The organism is Sporocytophaga myxococcoides (assembly GCF_000775915.1).
Classification (GTDB): Bacteria; Bacteroidota; Bacteroidia; order Cytophagales; family Cytophagaceae; genus Sporocytophaga; species Sporocytophaga myxococcoides_A.
The window spans coordinates 14678-40206 of the sequence record NZ_BBLT01000009.1; the positions used below are offsets into that span (position 1 = coordinate 14678).

The following is a 25529-nucleotide window of genomic DNA, read 5'->3' on the forward strand; positions in this document are numbered from 1 at the left end:
TCTGACAAAATTAAGTATGATCAACATTTCCTTATTAATCAATAAACTTTCAACTTTTGACTTTAAGCTTTCAACTTTTTTATCTGCCAATTTAACGTCACACACCAAATTGGACCTAAATAATTGCTTTTAGCTCCAAACTCCATTAAGTACCTAAATGTAAGTCCGCCTTTAAATACGACCAACTCAGGCCCTAGTCCATAAATATGAGCATATGGACCATCGATAGGTCCTAAGTCAGAATTAAACTTTGTTTTTACTGTTATCCACTGTGCAAATCCAGCCACTCCGAGCCAACCACTTAATAGCTTGTCCGGATTGCCATAGTTAGTTCCCAGACCACCCTGTAATGTCAGAGGCCAACCGGTTCGATAAGAAACACCCCTCTTTTTACTATTGATGTCGTAATTAGCTTCTATTGCAAAATGAATACTTTTTTTGTGGTTCAGATAAATTGTTGTACCTAAATTGATCTCCTGTGTCCACATACCCAAGCCATAATTGTGTTGACCTAGCCAGACCCACTTACCTGTAGGAAGGTAAACAGCATACCCGGCAATAAAGTCTGCCCTTGATGTTTTCCAGCCAAGACTGATGGGCTGTATGTAAGTAGAAGTTATCCCATAAGGATAAGATTTACTTGCACCGATAATATTGGGAATTTCGAGTCGGGAATTACAGATAGCTCCTGTCACAGAAAAACTGTAATTTCCACCAAGTATTTTCTTCCTTGTAGCAACAACTAAACTCAAAGCAGGAGCTTTTAAAAGTAACACGTCACCATTGGGAAAAAAATGTGTTTTACCGTTTCTGTCAGCAACTTTTTTAACATTCATTCCCCATCCAAAAGCCACTGCATAAATACCAGGATCGGATTGACTACCACACATAAGTCCGGCAAAACCTGGCAAAAAATTTTGCTGGCCTTTAGCTGAAGATTTGAATTCGAAAACCAATACACTAATAATAAAAACGGTTCTTAAAACCTTTCTCATGCATGTTGCAAACCATCAGAACAGAGTATTGTTATGTTATCTATATTTAAAACAGTAGCAGTACTCCCCCTGCCAAACACCCTTTAACACTATAACAGTCAGTATATTACCATTTACATTTTCTTTTATTTTTTTATATCTAAATAAAACCTATCATGATTCTTTACATGGTTATAAGTGCTGAAGGAATCCATGACATCAATAGCCCGATTAAGGAAGACATAGCCTCTTGTTACCAACTATGATTTGTATTCTTGAAAAAGGCGCTACAAACTTTCTGTACAGTACTTTTTTGTCTGATTACATGTTAATATGTTGCATCTTTCTTACTTTAGTTATCCTTATTATTAAATTATTCAAAATATTTTAAATGTATAGTAACATATTTACATAAATTTTCTCAATGATAAATAAGAATAACATCATAACAATTAAAAAACCTCCCCATTTCAGTTTCACAGAGTGTCTTTGGTTTCTGGATCGTAATTATGATGATTGTGCTCATTCTGTAAAGCAGGATGCCGTTTGGAAGGCTTTAAAACTAGGAGAAGATCTTTATCTTCTCAGAATTTATGAAAAAGATAAATTCTTAAACATTGAAGTTCTTGTTGGGTCAGTAAATGTTAAAAGTAAAAAGCTTATAGAAGCTTTTGTAATTGAATGGTTTGATTTAAATAATGATCTTGAGTCCTTTTACAGTGCACTTAAAAAAGACAAACAGCTGGCTTATATGTATAAAGACTTTTACGGTCTTCGTCTTATGGGGATTACAGATTTATTTGAATCTCTTTGCTGGTGCATCATCGGTCAGCAGATCAATCTCTCTTTTGCATATAAATTAAAACGAAGATTGGTAGAGCAGTATGGAACAAAGATGGAATATCAAGGATCATTATTTTATATTTTTCCAGATTTCAAAATACTTGCAGGTGCTTCGACAGATGAATTAAAAGAGATGCAATTTTCTACAGCAAAGGCTTCCTATTTAATCAGTATAGCCAAAGCCTTTTCTGAAGGAAAGCTGAGTAAAAATATCCTTCGGACATTACCTGATATGGAGAGCAGACATAAGCTCCTGACAAGCTTTCGTGGAATAGGCACATGGACAGCAAATTACGTGCTTATGAAAACAATCAGAGATCCGAACTGCATCCCTCATGGAGATGCAGGATTACTTAAAGCCTTTATAAATCACAATATTATAGAGGATAAAAAGGATTCTAAAAATATCAAACTCTTTTTCGAAAGGTATAAAAACATGGAAAGTTATATCGTTATCTATCTGTGGAGAAGTTTGGCTATCCAATAAATTCAGCAAGATTCAGATTGAAATATGCCAATTAATATTTCATATTTACTGTTCATTTACGAAGTAGATTTAAATTATGGACAACAATAACTTTGATTTTGACAGAATAGCCAAAGCAATAGATTTCATCTCAAAAAATATAAAAAAACAACCTTCACTGGAAGAGGTTGCTGAAGCAGTCCATTTAAGTCCTTATCATTTCCAGCGTATGTTTACAGAATGGGCTGGAGTTAGTCCTAAAAAATTTCTACAGTTTCTTACTATCGAGTATGCTAAAAAAGTACTTGAAAAATCTCCTTCAAAAACATTAGCAGAAGCAGCAGAACTAACAGGTTTGTCAACAACCAGTCGCCTTCATGATCTTTTTGTAAACATAGAGGGAATGACTCCCGGAGAATATAAAAATGGAGGTGAAAATCTAACAATCAGATATAGTATAAGAAATAGCCAGTTTGGGGATTATTTGATTGCTTCCACAGGCAAAGGTATTAGTAACCTTTTTTTCTTTGACGGTGAAGAAAAAAAAGTGGTAGAAGAGCTGAAAGCTTCATGGACTAATGCTTCAATTATAGAAGATGTGGATGAGGATCAGACAAAAGTAGCACGCTTTTTTGCCAACGATTTTAATGACTCAGAAAAAATAAAGCTTCACTTAAAAGGTACAGCGTTTCAAATAAAAGTCTGGGAAGCATTATTAAAAATACCTCAAGGAGCCCTTACCTCCTATGGGCAAATAGCGGGAAGCATTAATCAAGCCAATGCTTCAAGAGCTGTAGGAACAGCCATTGGTAGTAATCCTGTAGGTTTTATAATTCCTTGTCATAGAGTAATCAAAAATGTGGGTGGTATTGGAGAATTTCGTTGGGGAAGTCAGAGGAAAAAAGCTATGATTGGTTGGGAAGCTAGCCAACTGCCACCATATTAGAAGAGCATAATCCTTTCCTTCTCTTCGATATAATTGTTATTTATTGTAAATGATGCTTAGAAGCACGACGGAATGTAGAAAAAATACAAACCTTCAATCAGCTCATATCTGAAAGAAATGACTAACTTCATTTAACTACTGGATTTTTTTCAGTGTTAATCATCAATGAACTTTTAATCTAAAGTAGTGTAAAGGTTAGAATTTTTCAGAACATGCCTGTATCGGCCTCAATTATGTTTCTTACCCCAATTTCAGGTGTAGTTGGTTTAAAGTCAAAATACTTTTCAAATTTGCTGCTATTAAAAAAGTAGTCTTTTTCATTCTGATAGTTCATTTCTTTTAACTCTTTCATAATGGGAACAAATAATCCAAGAACACTTATTAACCATGATGGTAACACCAGATACTTAGGAGTTATTCTCATTTCTTTAGCGAAAAGCTCTATCCATTGCTTACCAGTCATTTTTGAAGCGTCAGTTGGCAAGTGCCATATCTGGTTGTAACAGTCCTGGGTATTGCCTAACATCGCAGTTGCCTTTGCTGCATCAGGTGTATATGTAAAATTGTGTATTTTATTTACGCTGGCCATCCAGTTTGCAGCTTTACCCTTTTTTAAATTTTTATACACCAGTTCGTTCATGATGCTGTTCTTTATAGAAGGGCCATAGAAATCAGCAGATCTTGCTATTAGCGCTGTAAGGCCATTTTTAGTCTCTTTCATGATCTTATCTGCAATTGCAGCTCGGATTTTCCCCTTTTCACTCGATGGATTTACCGGTGTTTCTTCAGTCATATTTCCAATACATTCCGGATCATACATATATACATTGTCAAAGAAGACCAACTTTGCATTGTACCTCTTACAAGCTTCAATTACATGATTAATCAACGGAGGCCATTTTCGTTTCCAAACACTAAGTTTATATTCGAATCCAATGGTAAGATAAACAATATCTGATCCCTGAATTGCTTTGTCTACAGAAGACGGATCAGATAAGTCTGCAGAGAACAGCTGATCATCAGGATTTACTTTCTTAGGATTACGACTTACAAGCCTGATGTCCTTGGTGTACGTCTTAAGTTCTCTTGCGAGATCTATTCCAATTGCACCGCCGGAGCCTAAAATGGTTTGCATATTTTTAAATATTTTTTTTGCTGTTGAAAGATCAGAAAAATTTTGGTGTAGTATCAGATTATATCTAATCTTTATATTTATTCATTTAACTCTTTTTAAGTATTACTTCAATTCTAATTCTTTAACCTGCCTATGTAAACTTAAATAGCTTTTAAGATAAATAAATCTTAAAAGCTATTTTTTAAGCATGGTTTATAATTTACAATATTACGACTACCTTTCCTCTTGTTTTTCCAGTCTCTATTTGTTTGTGTGCAGACTGAATATCATCAAAAGAAAATGTTTTGGAAATATGAGATTTTATAATTCCTTTTTCAAGAAGTTTTGCAAGCTCTTCCATGTCTTTTCCATTTGAGGCTACCAGGAAATTATAAGCATTTGTTCCAAGCTCTTCTGCTTTTTCCTTTAATCCTTCCTGCAGCCCCGAAGGGATACTAATGACAGTCCCTCCTTTTTTAGTTGACAGCAAAGATCTTAAGGCATTATCTCCACCCATGGTGTCTAATACAAAATCAGCGTCTTTCACAATATCCTCAAATCGTTGAGTCTTATAATCTATATGTTCATCAGCACCTAGTCCAAGCACAAAATCTCTGTTTTCTGCAGATGATGTCCCTATAACATAAGCTCCCAGGTATTTTGCAATCTGAACTGCATAATGTCCAACGCCACCAGCAGCAGAGTGTATTAGCACCTTTTGTCCAGATTTAACCTTAGCATTTGTCACAAGAGCTTGCCAGGCAGTTAATAAAGCCAAAGTAGCACCTGCAGCTTCTTCATGAGTAATATTGGAAGGCTTTTTAGTGATATGATCTTCAGGAGCTACAACATATTGAGCATATGCGGATGCTAGTCCAGGGAAATTTACCATTCCGAATACAGCATCACCGTTTGCAAATTTTGTAACCTCTTCCCCAACTTCTCTTACTATTCCTGATATATCCCATCCAAGTATAAGCGGAAGCTTATCTTTGAATCTTCCGGCAAGACCCTTTCCTGATCTCGTTTTTACATCAACCGGATTAATGCTGAATGATTTTACTTCAATTAGCACTTCTTTTTTTCCTGGTGATGGCATTTTTATGTTTGTAGATATTAATTTTTCAGGGCCACCGAATTCGTTAATTATATATGCTTTCATATTTTTTATAGTTGAATTTATTTCTCAAAAGAACAAGAAATTTTAAAATTTCTTCTTGTATAATCTCAGGTTTATCCTGTAAATTTAAAGGTATATGGTTAAGGAAAATATCTATCAGCCTTTCGAAATTTTCTTTCAGGAACGGGAGGAAGCTTCTGTATCCGGGCATTCTCATAATTTTTTTGAACTTGTCTATATAATTGATGGTGCTGGTAAGCAGTGCATTAATAAAAACAAATTTAATTACTCAAAAGGGCATTTTTTCTTACTAACCCCTAAAGATTGTCATTCTTTTGAAATTGAAAAGACAACTAAATTCTTTTATCTAAGGTTTGGAGATATTTATTTAAAATCAAAAGACCAAAAGGATCCTTCATATTTCGAAGCCTGGACTTCCAGACTGGAATTTATTTTCCAGAATGCAAGTAACCATCCTGGTTGTATTCTTAAAAATATCGAGGACAAAATACTTGTAAAAAACATTGTTGACAGCCTTATTAAAGAATACATCAACAGAGACCTATATCATCAGGAAGTTATAGCTCAGCTTGTAAACACTATCATCGTTCTTGTGGCCAGAAGCATCTCAAGAACGATCCCTGCAAAGCTTCAGGAGAATGGATCTTCCGAAACTATGCTATCTATTGTAAGATATATTCAAAGTAATATCTATAAGCCTGAAATGCTGAAATCAGAACAATTAGCCATGCAATTTAATCTTTCACAATCTTATGTGGGAGAATATTTCAAGAAGCATACAGGAGAAAACCTTCAGCAATACATTACTAATTACAAGCTCCAGCTTGTAGAAACCAGACTTCGATACAGTGACCTTAGAATAAATGAAATTGCATTTGAACTGGGATTTACAGATGAAAGTCATTTGAACAGGATTTTTAAAAAATACAAAGGAACCACACCCTCCGACTTCAGAAAAAGAACTGCAAATGTCTGGTAATCTCCTGATAATATACAGGATTAACCTCCTTTGAAAACCTTTAATTATTTTCAAAAGTTAACTACAAAAGAGGTTATGAAAAATTTCCTATATAAGAGTTCAAATAATATTCTCATATCTGAAAGAGAAAATCCATGGCCGCCACTGGTTCTGGATGAATGGATCAAAACCTATAAAACACTTCATCTTTGGATGCAGATTGTAGGGAAAATAAAACTTAGCTTTTCTCCTAAGCTTAATCATTGGTGGCATATTACCTTTACTCCAACTGCAGAAGGCCTTACAACAGGACTTATTCCTTATCACAATTCATATTTTCAGATTGACTTTGATTTTATTGACCATAAACTGTATATTAAAACCAATGAGGGTAAATTTGACAGCCTGGATCTTTACTCCAGGTCTGTAGCGGATTTTTATATAGAAACAAAAGAGAAACTCAGACATCTAGGTATTGAAATAAATATTTGGACAACTCCTGTTGAAATGGAAGAAAGAATTCCATTTGAAAGAGATTTTACCCACAAAACGTATGATAAAAAGTATGTGGAAACATTTCATAAAATTCTCTTAGGTGCAGATCACGTGATGAGGGTTTTCAGATCTGAATTTATCGGTAAGAGCAGTCCTGTACATTTCTTCTGGGGAGCAATGGATCTTGCAGTAACCTTCTTTTCAGGGAAACATGCTCCTGCACATCCGGGAGTACCTAATGTTAGTAAAGAAGTAATGGTAGAGGCGTATTCGAAAGAGTTAAGCAGTTATGGCTTTTGGCCTGGTCTAGGCTTGGGAGAGCCCGCATTCTATGCTTATGCCTATCCTCAACCAGATAAATTTAATACATCAAAGATGCCTGAGGGTGCATATTATAATGATGCACTTGGGGAGTTTATATTACCTTATGAGAAGGTAAGAACATCAGAATCTCCTAAAGAAATGATATTATCGTTCTTTAAAGCAGTGTTTATAGCTTCTGCCAGGCTTAATAAATGGGATGAAGGTTTGATTTGCTACAAATAAAAAATTGTGATTTACGGTATAAACCAAGGAATTTAAACTCATTTCAGATGTACTAAAAGCCTTATATAATTATTAAAGAATCAATATAAACTCCTCAACTCTAATAAGCCTTTAGTTCGTTGCTTGCCTTCTTGTAAAATTTCATATATGTATAATCCTTCCCTTAGGTCGGCAAGTTTCACTTGCTGTATATTCTCACCATTTAATTGAATTGTTTTTTGGAGAACTCCAATAGTGGAGTATATTATTAATTTATCATTCTTCCTCCCTTCTAGTGTTTCAATTGTTATTATACCATTTGATGGATTAGGATAAATTTTAAACATTGATTGTGATTTTATTGGAATTTCCCCCAAAATCATCTGATCTACTTGTACCAGGCTACCTTTCGCTAAATTTATGAATACAGTAGTATCAACAGTATGAAATGTTTCATTGGTAACTACTGGTTTATTATAATCAAAATATATAGACGCTTTATTTTTAATTATTGTACCAATTGGAGTATTGGATGGTATGGCAACTCTAAATGAAATCAGTCCATTGCTCCCTGCCTGATCAGCAGTACTGTCAGGCAAATTAATACCTACAAAGGAATAAGTGAGGACTGCATTTCCTTTTCCGCTTATATCGAGCGTAAATGGATGAGAGCTTACTCCGTGCTTAAAGGAAGAAACATCCAGAGCAACATCAAGTGTATCTACGATTCTGACGTAATATGCTGTATCTGTCCCTGTATTCTGAAAACGTATCGTATATTCGATTGCTTCACCTGGGAAAATATTATGAGCAGAACCGACACCAACAGGAGTAGCCATTTTGTCGTTCGGATCATAACTATCTTTGATCATGTAACAACCAATTGAAGTCTGTTCATCCAGGTCATTCTTTCCATAGGATGAAGGAAAGAACTTCCATGGTACTGGCAGCGTACAGCCTTCTACAATAGTTCGAGGCCTCCTTTTAGAAGGATGATAAGGTGATTGATCAGCCTCTAACCTGACAACTGATGTTTCTACAGGATAACTTATTTTCAGCTCTTCCCCGGATTTAAGTTGGTACTGTCCTGTGTGAATTAATGTGTCATTTAAATAGACTTTGTAAAATCTCTTACTATCCATGTCTCCATTACCTTCATTTATAATATTGAAGTGCGCAGAAGCTCCGATACACCTTCCTGTCACATTTATGGAAGAATTGTCCCAAGCAGGATCAGCTGCTGTACAGTTGTTAAGCGGTGAAATGGTTGCTTTTATACACTGGGTAAGTCCTGTAATATCATCAACACAAAGAACTGAATCTAATAATTTAATAGAGCCTCCACTCATTGCGTCAACCTGTCCGATGTCAAATATAACCAATGAGTCCTGTATTGAAGTCCATGGAGGATCTGAGCTTACGGGTCTCATATAGGTTGGATAAATAACCTTGATCTGCACTTCTTTAGCTGCATGATTACCATAATTGCCATAGTAGATATATCCGAACCCCTTGTGACATCTTTTTATTTTGCATCGCTCCATACTTATGCTGAGAAGAGCACATTGCTTTATAGAATCTGCAAAATTAACACAGCAGGTATCTTTACCTGTGGAATGAAGCGAAATTTTATGAGAAGGAGCACATTGATTTAATAAAAGCTCTGAATTAATTGAGTTGAACTCTTGAGTAAGAGTATATAGTACGCTGCCTGAATCTACTTTTAATGCATAATTTCCTGCCGCATCTGTTCCTCCATAATATGGACCTGGCAAAGCTTTAATCACTACCGAAGATATAGGGTTTTCATTTATTTCGGGAATACAATTCCTATTACGATCTGAATATACTTTTCCATGAAAAGTATTGGAGTATATAGGATCACCTCCAAGCCTGGTAATGGAATTGATTGAATAATTTTGATACATTGTAAAGTTTCCACCTATTAGTATCTTTCCATTATTCAGAAATACAATGGAGTTGACACCAATATTATCATATATGCCGGAAAATGAATCATCTATAGAACCATCAATATTTATTCGGGCAAATAGATTAAGTCCTGCAATTAATATTTTATTATTATCCTTTTGAAGACGTAACTTCACAATTGCCCTGGAAATAGCAGAAGAAGGAACAAAACTCCCATCATTTGATCCATTAGGATTAAGACGGACTAAATATTTTCTCTTTAAGCCTCCAAGCGCAGTAAAGGAACCTGCTACTAATATTCTACCATCCAACTGTACTGCAAAGTCATAAATAGTACTATTAGCATTGCCTTTTAATCCAAATGTATAATCGATGGACCCATCCTGATGAAGCCTTATCAAGCGATTTGAACCATTACCGTTAAATGTTGAGAAATTGCCTCCAATAATTATCTTTCCATTTTCCAATAGAACTATCTTATATACAATATCATTGGCGCCGTTACCGATCATAAAAGTGTTATCGATAGAGCCATTTGAATTCAAACGAACAAGGTAACTTTTCCCTGAGCCATTAAAAGAGTAGAAATTGCCACCTACGAGGATTTTTCCATCAGATTGCACAACGATGCTGTAAATACTAGTATTCGTACCCGAACCTGAATTAAATGAATTGTCCACAGACCCATTGGGATTTAAGCGTATGATGCTATTACAGGTAACTCCATTGAAAGATGTGAAGGTTCCTGCAGCAAGTATTTTACCATCAGGTTGAATTGTAATTATATGTATCGTACCGTTCGCTCCGGTTCCTATATTAAAATCTGAATCAATCGAATGATCATCTTTAAGACGAACCAAATAATTCTTTGGAACTCCATTAAATATGGTAAAACTTCCACCAATCAAAATTTTTCCGTCCCTTTGTAGTACTATCGTATTAACAAGGTTGTTAGCCCCCATACCGATATTGAATTCAGTGTCGGTTGAGCCGTCAGTAATTAGTCTGGAAACAGATGATGTAGGATAACCATTCGTAAATTGAAATGATCCTCCAATTAAAATTTTATCATCAGATTGTATAATAATTGATCTCACGCCATGTGTCCCTTTCACTCTTTTAAAAGAGAGGTCAATAGTACCATCATCATTTACCCTTGAAAGACCATCCTGAATATTTTCTGTTCCTCCATAAGTAGTAAAATCTCCCCCTATCAATATTTTACCATCCCTTTGTACAGCAATTGATCTTACTGAATTATTTGCTCCATTTCCTGTAAATGAATGATCAATCAAACCATTGGGGTTAATCCTGGCTATATTAGCACCCATTCTAAATGTTCCTCCTATTAAGATCCTTTCTGATGAATCAATGGCTATAGTCAAAATTTCAAAACCAGAAGAATAAGAACCAAAATCTAACGAATTATCAGAAGAACCATCTGAATTCAATCTTGCAAAGCCATACTTGCTAACCGAAACAGGAGGCTGTAATAAAAAACTAAACGATCCGCCAACCAATATTTTTCCATCGTTTTGAATCTTGATAGTATTAACCTTGTTATTAAAGCCACTTCCAATATTAAAAGTACTATCTGATGAACCATTCTGATTAAGGCGAATGATACGTCCTGCAGGAGTTCCATTAAAAGCCAGGAAAGCCCCTCCTAGTAAGATTTTTCCATCTTGCTGTAAAGCAATTGTATTAACTTCCGAATTTGGGCCTGTCCCAATATTAAAAGTATTGTCTATAGATCCATCATTATTAAGACGTACCAGGTAATTGCAATTAAAGCCGTTGTATGTGGTAAAACTTCCTCCTAATAAAATTTTATCATTTTTATCAATAGCAATGGTTTTTACAGAATTATCAAAACCAAATCCTATTTTAAAAGTATTATCCAGTGTGCCATCAGCATTAAGACGAGCAATTCGATTAAGTGAAATATCTTTATAAGTAATAAAATCTCCCACGACAATAACTTTTCCATCCGATTGAATTGCTATGTCATTTATTGTTTTATTAAAAGTTCCCAATCCTAATGACAGATCAGACATTCCAGGATTCTGCGCCTTGATAATGTGACTTATCAATAACATAACAAGAAAGGAAAAACATTTTTTACAAGAGAAAAAAGTGTGTACCATAAAAATCGATAAATAAGCAAACCGGTTCTTTTACCAAATGTACATTTAACTTTAAGACTTCTGGATCGAATCATTAAAAAGTCTTAAGTAATTTAATGTTTCTAATAATACGAAAAAACACTCGACAATTGATAATTAAAAACTGCAAAAGGTAACCTATTCAAGCGATTTTAGCTAAAAAAATGATACTTCCCCTTGATTAACAAATAATTCTGGAATCGCACTACGTCAGGCAATAAAATGAATCTATCATATGGAATTTAAAAAGCATCTTCGAGGGGGAGGACAAATACATGATGGTACCGGAATAATTGTATTAGAAAAGCTCTCTTTCATGTAAGACTTTATGATAAGGTCATACCTGAAATAAGACCTTCCTGTCAATTTCTTACTGCCTATCGTCTAAGGTCCTTAATAAACATACAGATCACCTTATCATTGTTTTGCTTCAGATAAGCTACATCTTCAGGATCAAATTCTGCCAGAGCTTTATATTTAATTCGAATCAATCTCAGGCCTTGCAGTATATTCATCAACAATAAAGCATATTCTTCTTTATTCACTTCACGAAGCTCCTGCTTATCAATACCAGTCTGAATGATGCTAGCAACAAGCTCTATTTCAAGTTTATAAAAGTCTTCTACTACTTTGCCAAATATAGGCTTTGAATTAAAAAATGATTCTGTTTTAAGTTTGGAAAGGTTAAGTAGATTCTGAAAATAGTCAAGACGGTATTTCACATATAGTTTTAGCTGAGAAGATGCATCTGTTTCAGCATTCATATGTTTTTTCATTTCTGACAGAAACTCTTCCTGCTCTTTTTTTATTACAGCCTGGAAAACCGCCTCTTTGTCGGGGAAATAATAGTAAAGGGATGCTTTACCCATACCCACATCTGCAGCAATTTCATTCATTGTTGTTTTACACAAACCATAGTGCCCAAACCTTTTCTGAGCAGCATTTAGAATGTTATCAAGCTTTGAAGAGTCTTCCGTTTTTGTTTTTTCTGTCATTAAAAAAATTTTCAAACCATAAATTTACCATATTTTTTTGATCTTTATACAAAAAAAACTTACACTACCAATTGGCAGGAAATTCTGAATGTAATGACCATTTTTCTGCCGCTTCCTTATTCGTCTGAGATTCGTTCTCCAGTTGTTCCTGAATATATTTTAAGGGAAGTTTTATATCATAAAGGTCCAAAAGTATTTTAAAACTTTTTGCAAGGTCCTCCTTTGCTTCCTTTTTGTTATTACCCCACGATAGGGAACCTATTTTAGTATTAAGAAATACAGAATAATCGTCAATAGGATTAGTGTTGAAATAAGAATACTGAGACGCTCCGAAAAACATACGGGACAACCATGATGTTTTTACCTGAATTGTGATTTCTCTTTTCATAATATCGGATAATACTATTCGTTAACAAAAATTTCCCTCTGCATAAGCAGAGGGAATCACAAATAAACACAAATTAACCAGGTACAATCTTTTGAAAACAAAAGACCGTAGAAGGCTCTAATTTTCAGATATTAATTCTTTATTTAACTGAAATTCATCTTTGACACCAGAAATAGTTTTTTTATTTCGGTATGCAATTTTTGAAATCACTACAAACAAAACAGGTACTATAAATATGGCCAGACCAGTTGCTGCAAGCATTCCTCCAAAGACAGTCCAGCCAATAGTCTGCCTGGATACAGCTCCTGCGCCTGTCGCAAATACCAAAGGCAAAACTCCTAATATAAATGCAAAAGATGTCATGAGTATCGGACGTAAACGAAGCCTCACAGCTTCCAGCGTTGCGGCAACTATTTCCATTCCATGGTCTACCCTTTCTTTTGCAAATTCCACTATAAGGATCGCATTTTTAGCTGCAAGTCCTATTAGCGTAATAAGACCAATCTGTGCATATACGTTATTACTCAGCTTAGGAAGCAATGTAAGCGTAAGTATGGCGCCAAAAGCTCCCAAAGGCACAGCCAGCATTACAGAGAATGGAACTGACCAGCTTTCATAAAGGGCAGCAAGAAACAGGAATACAAACATAACAGAGAGTGCAAATATATATACTGTAGTTGATCCTGATTTGATTTCCTCTCTGCTCAATCCTGAAAATTCGTATCCATATCCTGCTGGTAATACTTGTTCAGCTACTTGTTTTAAAGCTTCAATGGCCTCACCGCTGCTATATCCTTCTTTAGGTACTCCATTTATTTCGGCAGACCGGAAAAGATTATAGTGTGACACAACAGGTGCACTTTCAATAACTGTATACGAAACAAGTGTGCTTAATGGTATCATCTGACCTTTATTATTTCTTACATAATACTGATCAAGATTATTCATATCTTTTCTATATAATGTATCTGCCTGTGCCACCACTCTGAAGGTACGTCCATATGCTGTAAAATCATTGATATACTTTCCTCCCATATAAGTCTGAATGGTACTGAAAACTTCGGTCACTGGCACTCCCATCAATTCGCACTTTGCTCTGTCTACATTTATTTTATAACCAGGAGCTTTTGCTGTAAAGAAAGTAAAGGCTCTTGCAATTTCAGGTCTTTTGTTGGCTTCCATAACAAAAGACTGAACCACTCTTTCAAAACCTTTGATATCATCATTACTTTCTTTTTGCTCCAATACAAAGCTGAAACCGGAAGCATTACCTAAACCAGGAATTGGCGGTGGAGGGATCACAATGATGTTTGCTTCTTTGATTTCCGAAAAGCCTTTCTGAAGCTGACCAATAATAGCGTCTACCTGCATGGATCTATCCTTTCTGTCCTTCCATGGTTTTAATTGACAGAATAATGTACCACTATTGGATTTAGATGCGAAGGTGATTGCATTTAATCCTCCAAGTGCAGCATAGTGTTCAATAGCCGGAATACCATCTATGATGGTCATCATCTTTTTCAGAACAGCAACAGTCCTTGTTGTTGAAGATGCTTCGGGAAGCTCAAATGTAATCATTAAACGCCCCTCGTCTTCCGTTGGAATAAAGCCTGTTGGTTTGGCTTTAAACATTCCTACTGTTCCTGCAAAAATACATACTAGTAATACCAGCACTAATGGTGCTTTCTTAATTGTTTTCTGAACCCCTGAAGAGTACGAGGCAGTGATTCGAGCAAACCAGTTATTGAATTTAAAGAAAAACTTATTCAATCCTTTTGAATGTTCATCTAAATGCATTGGCCTTAGGAGCATGGCACATAATGCCGGTGTCAGAGACAAAGCTACAAAAGCGGAAATCAAGACTGAAACTGCAATGGTGATGGCAAATTGCTGATACAACCGTCCTACGATACCTGGAACAAACGCTACAGGTACGAATACCGCAGCAAGTATAAGCGCGATCGCAATTACAGGCCCTGAGATATCCTTCATGGCTTTAATGGTTGCCGCTTTAGGTGAAAGGCCTTCGTGATCTATATAATGCTGAACAGCTTCTACCACAACAATAGCGTCATCCACAACAATTCCAATGGCAAGGACGAATCCAAATAGGGTTAGCGTATTTATTGTAAACCCTAACGGTATAAAGAAAATAAATGTTCCAATAATCGATACTGGTATTGCCAGTATGGGAATCAATGTCGCTCTCCAGCTTTGTAAAAAGAGGAATACTACAATTACAACTAATATCAGGGCTTCAACCAGTGTATGTACTACTTCATTAATTGAAACATCTACTACTGAAACTGCTTCAAATGGGATTACATATTGTACATCGGAAGGAAATGATTTTTTCAGTTCCTCCATTGCTTTGGTAACTCCTTCAGCCACTTCCATTGCATTACTTCCGGGAGCCTGATAAATAAGCAGATATGAAGATCTCAGGCCGTCTACAAAGTTATTGTTGGCATAATTGTATTTTCCAAGTTCTATTCTTGCTACATCTTTCAGATACACAATAGATCCATCCTGAGGTTTGGTGCGGACTACTATATTCTGAAAATCCGCTTCTTTCTCCAACATTCCATTAATCTGGATGGTATATTCAAATGCCTGATCATTGGCTTGGGGAGCGGCTCCGGTAGAACCAGCCGCTACCTGCATATTCTGCTGCTGTAGCTTGGTAATCACTTCACTTGCAGTGATTCCGTACTGAGCCAGTTTATCCGGTTTTAACCAGACCCGCATACTGAAATTATCAGCTCTGCTAAAGATATCTCCAACTCCCTTCACTCTTAAGAGAGCATCTTTTATGTAAATATTTACATAGTTGTCAAGGAATTTTATGTCATGTGTACCTTTAGGTGAATACAGAGCAACGAGCATCAAAATAGAAGGATTACGCTTTCTCACTGTAAGGCCAACTCTTTTAACATCGTCTGGAAGCTGAGGCGTAGCAACGCTCACACGGTTTTGAACATCCAGGGTTGCAATATCTACATTTGTACCAACATCAAAGGTCACGTTCATTGTCATACTTCCATCACTCGTTGCATTGGTCTGAATGTATGACATGCCCGGAACACCGTTAACCTGCGACTCAATCGGTGTTGTCATAGTACGTTCAACAGTCTGGGCATCCGCTCCTGAAAACGCCCCAGTTACCTGAACCAATGGGGGAGTTATTTCAGGATATTGACTCACCGGGAGATTAATCAGTGTTAGTATCCCTACGATTGTGATAACAACTGATATAACAATTGCTGTTACCGGTCTTTTAATGAATATATCTGCTATCATAAATTAGCTTGTTAAACCCAAAGATTATTTAGCGGAAGTTGTCGGCTTCTCCGTGTTGCTTACCACAGCAGAACCATCACGCAGTTTTTGTACTCCGTCAACAACAATATCTTCGCCTTCTGACAAGCCATCATAAACAACAATATTATGACCAATGACCGGTCCCGGTTTTATTTTACGTTGTCTTGCAGTATCCTGATTAACGACATACACAAAGAACTCACCCATTTGCTCAGTCACTGATTTTTGAGGAATGACAGGCAGCTTAGAGGCGTTCTTATTTTGGACTCTGATGTTACAGCTCATGCCTGCTCTTAGACTTCTTTGACCATTAGGGAAAGTTAGTCTTACTTTTAAAGTCCCTGTTTGTCTGTCTACAGCTCTGTCCAGGAAAAGAATTTTTCCAGGGTAGATATAAAGACTTCCATCTGGCAATACGATCGTAAACAAGGAATCAGTTTTAGAGATCTTCCTTTTCTCCAGTTCAAGAAATCTGTTGATCTCTTTTTCACTGATTACAAAGTCTACTGCAATGGGATCATTGGATGAAATCGTATTGAGCCTGGTCTGACCACCGGTGACAAAAGCTCCTTTTTTTACAAGCGATATTCCTATGGTTCCGTCAAACGGAGCATAAATAGTTGCATGTCTCAGATCGGTTTTAGCTCTTAACAATTCTGCTTCAGCAACTGCAAGCTGATTCTCGGCATTTTCAAGATCTGTTGCAGAATATTCAAGTTTCTGCTGAGTCGCCATCCCTCTTTGTCCAAGTTCACTATAGCGTTTAGCATCACTTCTTGCTTTTTCAAGGTTTGCTTTGGCAATCTTCACATTGGCTTCAGCCTGTGCGTGGGAAGCTGCATATTTACTCTGTTCAATTTCATATAGCTTCTGACCTTTTCTTACCAATTGTCCTTCCTGAAAAAAGATGCCTGTTATAAATCCACTCACCTCACTGCTTATTTCCACTTCATCCAGCGCAACTACATTTCCTGGGTAAAAATTATGATAAACTGCATCTTCAAAATTTACTTTCTGCAGGTTTACTGGAACGTGTATAGCCTGCACATTGGGAGCCGGACCTTTACAGGAAAAAGTCAGTATTGTTAGTCCGATTAACAAAAAAGCACCTGAAAATAGATTTCTATTCATATCCATTGGAGTATATTCTCTTTATTTGTGTTTTCTTAATTCAACTTGATTTAATAGCTATATGAGGAGGGATTTTTTCTTATTTAATAATATTCCCCATTGCCTTGTCATAATCTGCTTTTGAAAGCAAGGCTCCATATAACGCGTTATAATAACTTGTCTGAGCATCTATTAAAGAAGCTTCTGCTGTGGTTACCTCTATGTTGAGGGCAATCCCATGCTCATACTCGGCTCTTAGTACCTGTAAGTTTTCTTGAGCAAGATCAAGGTTTCTTTTCTGAATCTTTAATGATTGCATACTGTTCTCCAGATTAATCAATGCCTGATCTACTTCCAGGTTAATACCTTTCTCCAACGCCACTTTATTATTATCGATCACCTCTTCTTCTATTCTCTTTTGCTGTACTTTATAGTGTGTAGCAAAACCTGAAAATATAGGTACTTGCAGCCTTAACCCAACCGAAGAGTATTGATACCAGCGACTACTTTGTGTAAGATTTTCAATCTTGGATGCTGAAGGTGTAAACCCTGTGGAAGCAACTGCCAGAAGTCTTGGATAATGACCCGCTCTGGTGGCTTGTAAATCTAACTTGCTTAATCTCTTTTGAGACTCAATGATGGAATATTCAATCCTGTTTGAATAATTTACTTTTTGCCTGGTATTCAGAATTTGCTCCACTTCCAACAGTACATTTTCCGACAATGAATCTGTGAGAACCAATGGATTCTCCTCAGGTAAGTTCATCTGATACTTCAAAATTGATCGGCTAAGCGCAACTGCCCTGATTGTCTTTTCCTTCTCTTCTCTCATATTATTAAGACTTACCTCAATTCTACTCACGTCGATCCTCCTGGCAAGACCCGTTTCATACCGGGCAATGGTTTCTTTGTATAATGAATCCATCCTTTCAAGATTCTTACGGATAGCCTTCAGTTGTTTCTCATTTACCAACACTCCATAGTAAGCTTTGGTAACATTTACAGTCATATCAATCTGAGACTTTTTTATTGTCTGATCGGCTATCACTTCCGAAGCATTTGCTGCTTTTAAACCAGAGAAATGAGACATATCAAACAATACCTGAGATGCGGAAAGCGAAGGAACAAGTTGATTAGGTAAAGCAAGTTGCAAAGGAACAACAGCTCCGGGAGCTGCTGTAGTCATAAGACCAATTCCTCCTTCAAGTATATTTTTCTGTACTTGAAAAAAGTGATTATAATCTGCATTTGCGCTCACTTGAGGAAGTAATAAAGACCTAACCTCTCCTTTTTTAGCCGAAGTCATGTTTTTTTGTAAAACAGAATTTTTTACTGTAAAGCTATGGTCCATAGAATAGTCTATTGCCTCTTTTAATGTAAAAGAAGTTGGACTTTCTGGCAAAGTTTGGGACATGACACTTTTGGTAATACCAATAAAAAAAAGTAAACAATAAATAACTCTCATAAAACAAGTAAGTGTAATACACTAATTTTCAACAATATCTTCACTCTTAAGAATTTTCGAACAATAGACCAGAAAAGTTTAGTGAATGAATAAACAAATGTAATTTAACTTTTCGACTATTTTAATAATTTGTTCGAAAAATTTTAAATTAATTATATAAATCACTTTTTATGAGTAAGATGGACTTGGATAAGTTTTTTTTTGCGAAATATTATTTGGTTTCCAGAATCAAAAATAAAGGAATACTTATAGGTAATAATAGACTAAAATTATAGTTTTGGCCTATCAATATAATTAGCATATGTCAGAGGAGTCTCCGTTCAGAAAGGATAAGAAACAAGATCTTGAGAATCAATTAATATATAGAAAATCATTATTAAAAGGCCAAACAAAAAAGATAGCTCAGGATAATATCAAGCTTAAGGAGAACCTTAGACAGGTTGTGAGAAATTTTCTAAAAAAGGAAGCGGAATAGCTTTAATAAAGTGAGAGTCCTGATTTCTGATGACTCCCTTTTGGCAAACTTCGATATATTGATTTTTTAAGAAACCATTTTAATATAACTCTCTTTCTCTCCTTCACAAACAGGGCAACAATAGGTTTCAGGAAGAAGATTGAATGGCACTCCTGGACTTATACCGGCAACTATATCACCTATAGTCTGATTGTAAATAGTAAAGCAGATGGTGCATTGAAAGAGATCTATTTCAGGCTTAAGCATTCTTGGTTTAAGAGGAGCATCGTCTACTTTTTTCTTATTTAACTGAGAATAAAAAATCAGACATAGACTTTGAAGCTCTTCGGCCAGTTCACTTTCAGTTATGCTTTCTTCAAATAAAATTAATTCAGAATTTGTAGGATCAAAATCTTCGGTATGAAAAATGGAATATATGTTCTGAGATTCGTTGAACCTTATGATAATATTTCCATAACTAATTGTTTCTGGAGTACTAATTCCAAAGCAAATCCCATAGGTCCTGATATCTTTTCTGTCAAAAATATCTACAAGTTTGTTTTTAAGCTCAAGTGCTTTAAGATTCAAATCTGGTAATTGCCAATGCAACTCAAGAGAAGAATGTCTTATATTGATCCCATGCTTGCCTAAAAGGACCTCCCATTTTATCCGCTCTTCATCTTTGATATCTTTTATTAGCAGAGATTTCCATGTAGTAAGGTTAATTTTACCAATTCTACTCTCATTACATATTTCACAAACATCTAGTATAAACTCAATTGGATATTCATAATTTCTCCTGTAAATACCCAGCCAGTAAACCCCTCCCATAGGGTTAAGCCCTTCATAATATGGAATCGATCCCTTTGAAATATTGCAGTTACCATCTATCGTTCTGCTGTTGCTGATAACATCGGTTGTTATCATATTGAAAAATTCATTAAGATCAGCTGGCTTATTTTTATAATATAATTCCTCTATTTTCTTTGAAAGAAGAGCTACATCATCTATATAAATCAATGCGGGCCAAAGTTCTCTTTGTGCAAAACCCGGAAGCCGAACGTACAAAAACCAGTAGTTGCGATGGTGAGAAGCAATAAAGTTAAGGTGACCTGTAAAATGTGGAATCAACCTTTGCGCCGGATCCGTTATATTTATTTTAAGCTTAGGCTGGTAATCAAATTCCTCCAGGACATCAAAAAATGTATCGGCAGTCACCCAAATTGTAGAGGGATATAATCCGACGCTTGCTGATGAAGTAACTATATTGCTGTGTTGTCCGGAGGAGGACTCACATAAAAAGCTTAATGATTTAAGATCATCTTTTAGTTTATCAACTTCTTTAACCGGACAGGTTAAATATATTTCCTGTCTTGAACCGAAATTAATTCCTGAACATTTATGTCCTTTGGCACATAGCGCAATTTTCTCAAGCTCTCCAGGGGATATTATTCCACCGATTGTTAATATTCTGATTACCTCTTCCATAATTCTTTATATGACAGGATTAAGTATTAATTAATGAGTCATTGCCCACTTTTGTTAAAATATAAAATCAGTAGACATAAAGTCAGATTGACGGTCTTTAATAATATCTCTAAACAACTCCTTATTTGCAGGGATTTCTTTGACTGCTACCATAGCACGTATACTAAAGGTTCTCAGGGCATCCACTACAGAAAGAGTGCCTTTGAGATACTGGCAATCCATAAGAGTAGTCTGCAGGAATTTCTTCTTCAACTAGAAATAAGGTTTCCAGATTCCACAAAATCAGATCTTTTATAGTCATAAAATTTTGCTGTTTTGCTCCTGATATTGTTTTAAACAAACATAAATAAAAAATGCAAAAATAAGTATTAATACTTATTTTTTTTAACATCAAACTCCTTTATTCACAAAATTTAACAATAGATCCTATTTTTTGTACAAAAAGACTCATTTTAGCTTACTTTAATTGTATTTTATTTAAATATTCCATCATTACAACCGATTCAACTTAAAAATTAAACAATTTTACAATCTATACACTTTAAATTTACATTTGTAAACTTATATTACATATCTAAAAATCAATATATTACTCAAAAATAATTTATTTATAACCAAAAATTATATTACGTATTTATACGTACACAACTATATTTAAAATATAAAAGCTACCCGAAACCCAGATAGCTTTCATTTATTCATTAAAACCAAAACAATTTAAACTTTCAATAGTGAACCTTCCAGGATTGCTTTAACTTCCGGCTTACAGCTGCCACATCCCATCCCTGCGCCGGTAATTTTACATAAGTCAGAAAAATCTTTGCAACCTTTTTCAATTGCAGACTCAATATTACCTTCTCCAACATTATTGCAAGAACAAACAAGCTTACCGATCACAGGCTCAGCTCCTCCTGCTTTTCCTCTGAGTATTTCTGTTCTTTTATCAGATAATTCGGTTTGGTTTTGGATAAGTTCTTTAAACTCCACAAACTCTGATTTATCTCCAAGCAAAATAGCACCGACAAGTTTATCTTCATGGACAATACATTTCTTATAATATCTTTGAGCCTGATCCAGAAAGGTTATTTCTTCATATTCCTCTTTTTTATCATGTGGCACATCGGATAACCCCAGAGAGCATAGCGACAATCCTTCCATTTTTAGTATATTCATTGAAAGTGTCCCTTTGTAATAACTCAACATATCTCCATTTAGATATCTGCCAATCACTTCAGCTTGCTCTTCTGCAGCTGCTGTGATTCCATAAAGGTTATTATTGAATTCCGCCAATTCTCCCATTGCAAAAATATTAGGATCACTGGTCTGAAGGTATTCATTTACTACTACCCCTCTTTTGGACTCCAAGCCTGCTTGCTTTGGTATTTCTATGTTTGGAGTTGTTCCAATGGCAAACACAACTGCTTTACACTCAAGAGTACGTCCACTTACTAGTTTTATTCCGGTTAGTTTTTCCCTTCCCGTAAAATATTTTACCTGATCATTATAGAGAATCTCTACCCCTCTGTCTGTGACTTCTTCATGTAACAGCTCACTTGCCGTTTCATCTAATTGTCTGTCCATTAGCCTTGATGAACGCTGCAATACTGTTACTTCAATACCGATATCTCTAAGCGATGCTGACAGTTCCAGTCCAAGAAGACCAGCACCGACAATTACAACATGATCTCCAGGAGATGTGTACTCTTTCAGCTTATCAGCATCGTGACGGGTTCTCATAGAAAATATCCCTTCAAAGCTCAGTTCAATATCCTTTGGAAGGAATGGTCTGCTCCCCATCCCAAGTATAAGAACATCATAAGTGTGCACTTCGCCTTTTTCATCCGTGACTGTCTTATTTTCCTTATCAATAGAGACAATACCATTACCCTGATGTAATTTTATTCCGAGACCATCACTCTCCACAGTTGTAAGCTTTACAAGTTTATGCCATGGCAAAGCTCCACTGATATAATCAGGAAGCATCACTCTGTTATAAAACGGAAATACCTCCTTGCTGAAAACATGAATTTCATCTGTTGTATTTATTTCCCTATAATAACTTACGAACTTACATGCTCCCGCGCCTGCACCTATTACTACAATTTTCTGTTTAGGCTTTTGATATTTGGTTATTTCTACTGCAGAAAACTTAAAGTCAGGTTCTTTAGATATAGGATCTATTAATGAACCTGTAAGGTTATTGGCTCTGGCAAAGCTCCTATTAAGAATACGCCCCCAATGCATTGGCAGAAACACGACTCCTGATTTTATATCATTCGTTATTCTGGCATTGACTCTAACGCTACCTCTGTCATTTTTAATTAAGACAGGATCTCCGTTTTTAATACCTCTGATTTCTGCGTCAAGTGGATGGATCTCCACGAAAGGACTATCAATATGTTTCTTGAGTTTATTAACCTTGCCGGTTTTGGTCATTGTGTGCCATTGATCACGAATTCTTCCAGTAGTGAGAATTAGTGGCAACTCTGAAGAGACTGCTTCAGAATTATTATCATCAGGTACTGAATGAATTTTCGCTCTTTTGTTGGGAGTGTAAAACTGTTTATCTGTAAACAATCGGGGAGTTCCTTCTGAATCCGATGAAGGGACTGGCCATTGCATAGATCCTTTCTCTTTTAATCTTTCATGGCTCAATCCACTAATATCAATATTAGTACCTTTAGTTAACTTGCAATGCTCAGCATATATATCAGCGGGAGTAATATAGTTAAATGAATCCCCATATCCCATTTTTTGAGCAAGCCTGATAAGAATTTCAGAGTCAGGTATAGCTTCACCAGGAGCTTCTGTAATTTTATTAAGGTAACTTATGCGACGATCTGAATTAGTCATCGTTCCGCACTTCTCAGTCCATCCGGCTGCAGGAAGAACAAGATCAGCAAATTTTGCAGTATCTGATGTATTAAAGACATCCTGAACTACAACAAATCTGGCATTTTTCAAACCCTCTTCAACGATATTCGAATTTGGAAGGCTTACAAGTGGATTGGTACACATAATCCAAATGGCTTTCATCTTACCACTTTTAAGAGACTCAAACATTTCTGTTGCAGAAAGCCCTGGCTTATCAGGAACAGAAGGTACCCCCCAGAAGTCTGCAATTTCTTTTCTATGCTCCGGGTTTTTCATATCCCGGTGAGCAGACAAAAGATTACTTAGCCCACCAACTTCACGACCCCCCATAGCATTTGGTTGTCCGGTAAGTGAAAACGGGCCGGAACCAGGTTTTCCGATCTGACCAGTAATGAGACTTAAGTTTAATAAGCTTAAATTCTTGTTAACTCCGACAACACTCTGGTTTAAGCCCATTGCCCACATGGTAATAAAACCTTCAGCCCTTCCAATATATTCTATAGCCCAACGGATATCATCCAGTCTTACACCACAGATATTAGCAGCTTCTTTAAGTGTACGTTTCATTACCTGCTCTTTGTAAGCTTCAAATCCATCTGTGTGGTTTATAATAAAATCCAAGTCTATTTTTTCTCTTTCTATAAGTCCTCTTCCAATTGCATTATACAAGACAATATCAGTCCCGGGATTGATCTGCAAATGAATATCCGCCATTGATGCGGTCTGAGTCTTTCTTGGATCTACGACTATTATTTTTGTATTAGGGTTCTTCGATTTGTGGGCTTCCAGTCTTCTGAAAATAATCGGATGGCACCAGGCAGGATTTGCACCTGTTATCAAAAAAGTATCAGCAAGCTCAATATCATCATAGCAAACAGGAACAGAATCTTCTCCAAGTGCCAGCTTGTATCCTGCAACAGCTGAGCTCATACATAATCTTGAGTTTGTATCAATGTTATTGGTTCCCCAAAATCCTTTTACCAGTTTATTTGCTACATAATATTCTTCCGTCAGCATCTGGCCTGAAGCATACAACCCTACGGAATCCGGCCCATATTTCAGGATAAAATTTTTAAATACCGCAGCAGCTCTGTCCAATGCACTATCCCAAGATACTCTCTGCATCTGATCTCCGCGGCTGTATCTCATCATAGGATACAATAATCTGTCGCTTTTGTCATTTACAGTGTAGTGGAGATTCATTCCTTTAGAACAAAGCATTCCTTTGCTTCCCGGATGATCCGGATTCCCTTTTACATTGATTTTTCCCTTTTTATCCTTTTCGACTATAATACCGCAGCCAACTCCGCAATAGGAACAAGTAGATTTTAAACTTTCTTTAGGGTTTGATGACATAGCCTTATTCTTTAAATTACTAAAACTCTACTTATTCTAAAATTGAGTCATTAATGTACTGTAAATTCAAATATCCAAATAGTATTTTTGTTTATTGACATAAAATTTTAACCTATCATGACAAATTTTTATGTTTTTTTTAACAAATAACCTTCAAAATCAAACATAACAAAAATCAAACTAAAAAATAAGTAAAACTACCTATTTTTTAAATAAAAAAATAAGTAGTCAAGAAAAGCTAATATTGCATTATTCTAAGAAACAAGGTATAATATTTACTTTTGGATTCTTAAATTTGAATTTTACGGCAAAATATGACTAGGACTATAAGTAGTTTACCCCTAGTTCATAAAATGGAGGAGTTCTTTTAATTTTAAATAAAAAATGAGGTTTTAAACCCAAAAAATAAGATGCTGTTTATAAAAAAATCAATTGTATTGAAATAACACTTTAAATGAGATACTGGTTTTAATGAATATGATCTAGTCTTTTTTTAGGACAGATTAAAATTTACTCTTT

The 25529-nt window shown here is 35.7% G+C and carries 17 protein-coding genes; 5 read left to right on the forward strand and 12 right to left on the reverse strand.

Annotated features, from left to right (window positions below):
- Positions 1-62 precede the first annotated feature (62 nt).
- Complete coding sequence (locus MYP_RS18685; RefSeq protein WP_045466946.1) at positions 63-995, reverse strand: transporter; 933 nt, start codon at positions 993-995, stop codon at positions 63-65.
- Positions 996-1398: 403 nt separating this feature from the next.
- Between MYP_RS18685 and MYP_RS18690 the strand changes: the two genes are divergently transcribed.
- Entirely contained in the window at positions 1399-2304 is a 906-nt protein-coding gene (locus MYP_RS18690) for a DNA-3-methyladenine glycosylase family protein (RefSeq protein ID WP_045466949.1), read from the forward strand.
- Positions 2305-2380: 76 nt separating this feature from the next.
- Positions 2381-3229, forward strand: a complete 849-nt coding sequence (locus tag MYP_RS18695; RefSeq protein WP_045466952.1) for a methylated-DNA--[protein]-cysteine S-methyltransferase — start codon at positions 2381-2383, stop codon at positions 3227-3229.
- A gap of 205 nt (positions 3230-3434) precedes the next feature.
- On the opposite strand, the gene MYP_RS18700 is transcribed toward MYP_RS18695, so the two are convergent.
- Together MYP_RS18700 and MYP_RS18705 are read right to left on the reverse strand one after the other, a co-directional pair.
- Positions 3435-4364, reverse strand: a complete 930-nt coding sequence (locus tag MYP_RS18700; protein WP_045466955.1) for an NAD-dependent epimerase/dehydratase family protein — start codon at positions 4362-4364, stop codon at positions 3435-3437.
- 199 nt (positions 4365-4563) lie between these two features.
- Positions 4564-5505 carry an NADP-dependent oxidoreductase gene (locus tag MYP_RS18705; RefSeq protein WP_045466958.1) on the reverse strand — a complete coding sequence of 314 codons (942 nt, stop codon included), beginning with the start codon at positions 5503-5505 and terminating at the stop codon, positions 4564-4566.
- Between the two features lie 94 nt (positions 5506-5599).
- Here MYP_RS18705 and MYP_RS18710 point away from each other — a divergent pair, with 94 nt between their 5' ends.
- Positions 5600-6463 (forward strand): AraC family transcriptional regulator, encoded by an 864-nt coding sequence (locus tag MYP_RS18710; RefSeq protein ID WP_045466961.1) that lies wholly within the window; start codon positions 5600-5602, stop codon positions 6461-6463.
- A 75-nt stretch (positions 6464-6538) separates the two neighbouring features.
- Positions 6539-7483, forward strand: coding sequence for a DUF5996 family protein (locus MYP_RS18715; protein WP_045466964.1), 945 nt, complete (start codon positions 6539-6541; stop codon positions 7481-7483).
- Between the two features lie 80 nt (positions 7484-7563).
- Here MYP_RS18715 and MYP_RS18720 read toward each other — a convergent pair whose 3' ends face one another.
- From MYP_RS18720 to MYP_RS18745, 6 genes are all read right to left on the reverse strand, one after another.
- A complete protein-coding gene (locus MYP_RS18720; RefSeq protein ID WP_197060127.1) occupies positions 7564-11451 on the reverse strand; it encodes a DUF7619 domain-containing protein in 3888 nt (1295 codons plus the stop codon).
- Positions 11452-11936: 485 nt separating this feature from the next.
- The gene (locus MYP_RS18725; protein WP_045466969.1) at positions 11937-12554 is read right to left on the reverse strand and encodes a TetR/AcrR family transcriptional regulator; all 618 of its coding nucleotides are present in this window, start codon (positions 12552-12554) and stop codon (positions 11937-11939) included.
- A gap of 64 nt (positions 12555-12618) precedes the next feature.
- On the reverse strand, positions 12619-12942 hold the full coding sequence (locus MYP_RS18730; RefSeq protein ID WP_045466971.1) for a hypothetical protein: 324 nt from the start codon (positions 12940-12942) through the stop codon (positions 12619-12621).
- 117 nt (positions 12943-13059) lie between these two features.
- A complete protein-coding gene (locus tag MYP_RS18735) occupies positions 13060-16242 on the reverse strand; it encodes an efflux RND transporter permease subunit (protein ID WP_045466974.1) in 3183 nt (1060 codons plus the stop codon).
- A gap of 24 nt (positions 16243-16266) precedes the next feature.
- Complete coding sequence (locus MYP_RS18740; RefSeq protein WP_045467337.1) at positions 16267-17394, reverse strand: efflux RND transporter periplasmic adaptor subunit; 1128 nt, start codon at positions 17392-17394, stop codon at positions 16267-16269.
- Positions 17395-17473: 79 nt separating this feature from the next.
- Positions 17474-18787, reverse strand: a complete 1314-nt coding sequence (locus MYP_RS18745) for a TolC family protein (RefSeq protein WP_045466977.1) — start codon at positions 18785-18787, stop codon at positions 17474-17476.
- 352 nt (positions 18788-19139) lie between these two features.
- Here MYP_RS18745 and MYP_RS26180 point away from each other — a divergent pair, with 352 nt between their 5' ends.
- A complete protein-coding gene (locus MYP_RS26180; RefSeq protein ID WP_156140731.1) occupies positions 19140-19313 on the forward strand; it encodes a hypothetical protein in 174 nt (57 codons plus the stop codon).
- 66 nt (positions 19314-19379) lie between these two features.
- Here the strand turns inward: MYP_RS26180 and MYP_RS18750 are convergent, their stop codons facing one another.
- The 3 genes from MYP_RS18750 to MYP_RS18760 form a co-directional block, all read right to left on the reverse strand.
- Positions 19380-20780: a rubredoxin gene (locus MYP_RS18750; RefSeq protein ID WP_052430345.1), complete on the reverse strand. Its 1401-nt coding sequence runs from the start codon at positions 20778-20780 to the stop codon at positions 19380-19382.
- A 54-nt stretch (positions 20781-20834) separates the two neighbouring features.
- Positions 20835-21032: a hypothetical protein gene (locus MYP_RS26185; RefSeq protein ID WP_156140732.1), complete on the reverse strand. Its 198-nt coding sequence runs from the start codon at positions 21030-21032 to the stop codon at positions 20835-20837.
- Positions 21033-21497: 465 nt separating this feature from the next.
- Entirely contained in the window at positions 21498-25010 is a 3513-nt protein-coding gene (locus MYP_RS18760) for a nitrate reductase (RefSeq protein ID WP_045466987.1), read from the reverse strand.
- Positions 25011-25529: the final 519 nt, after the last annotated feature.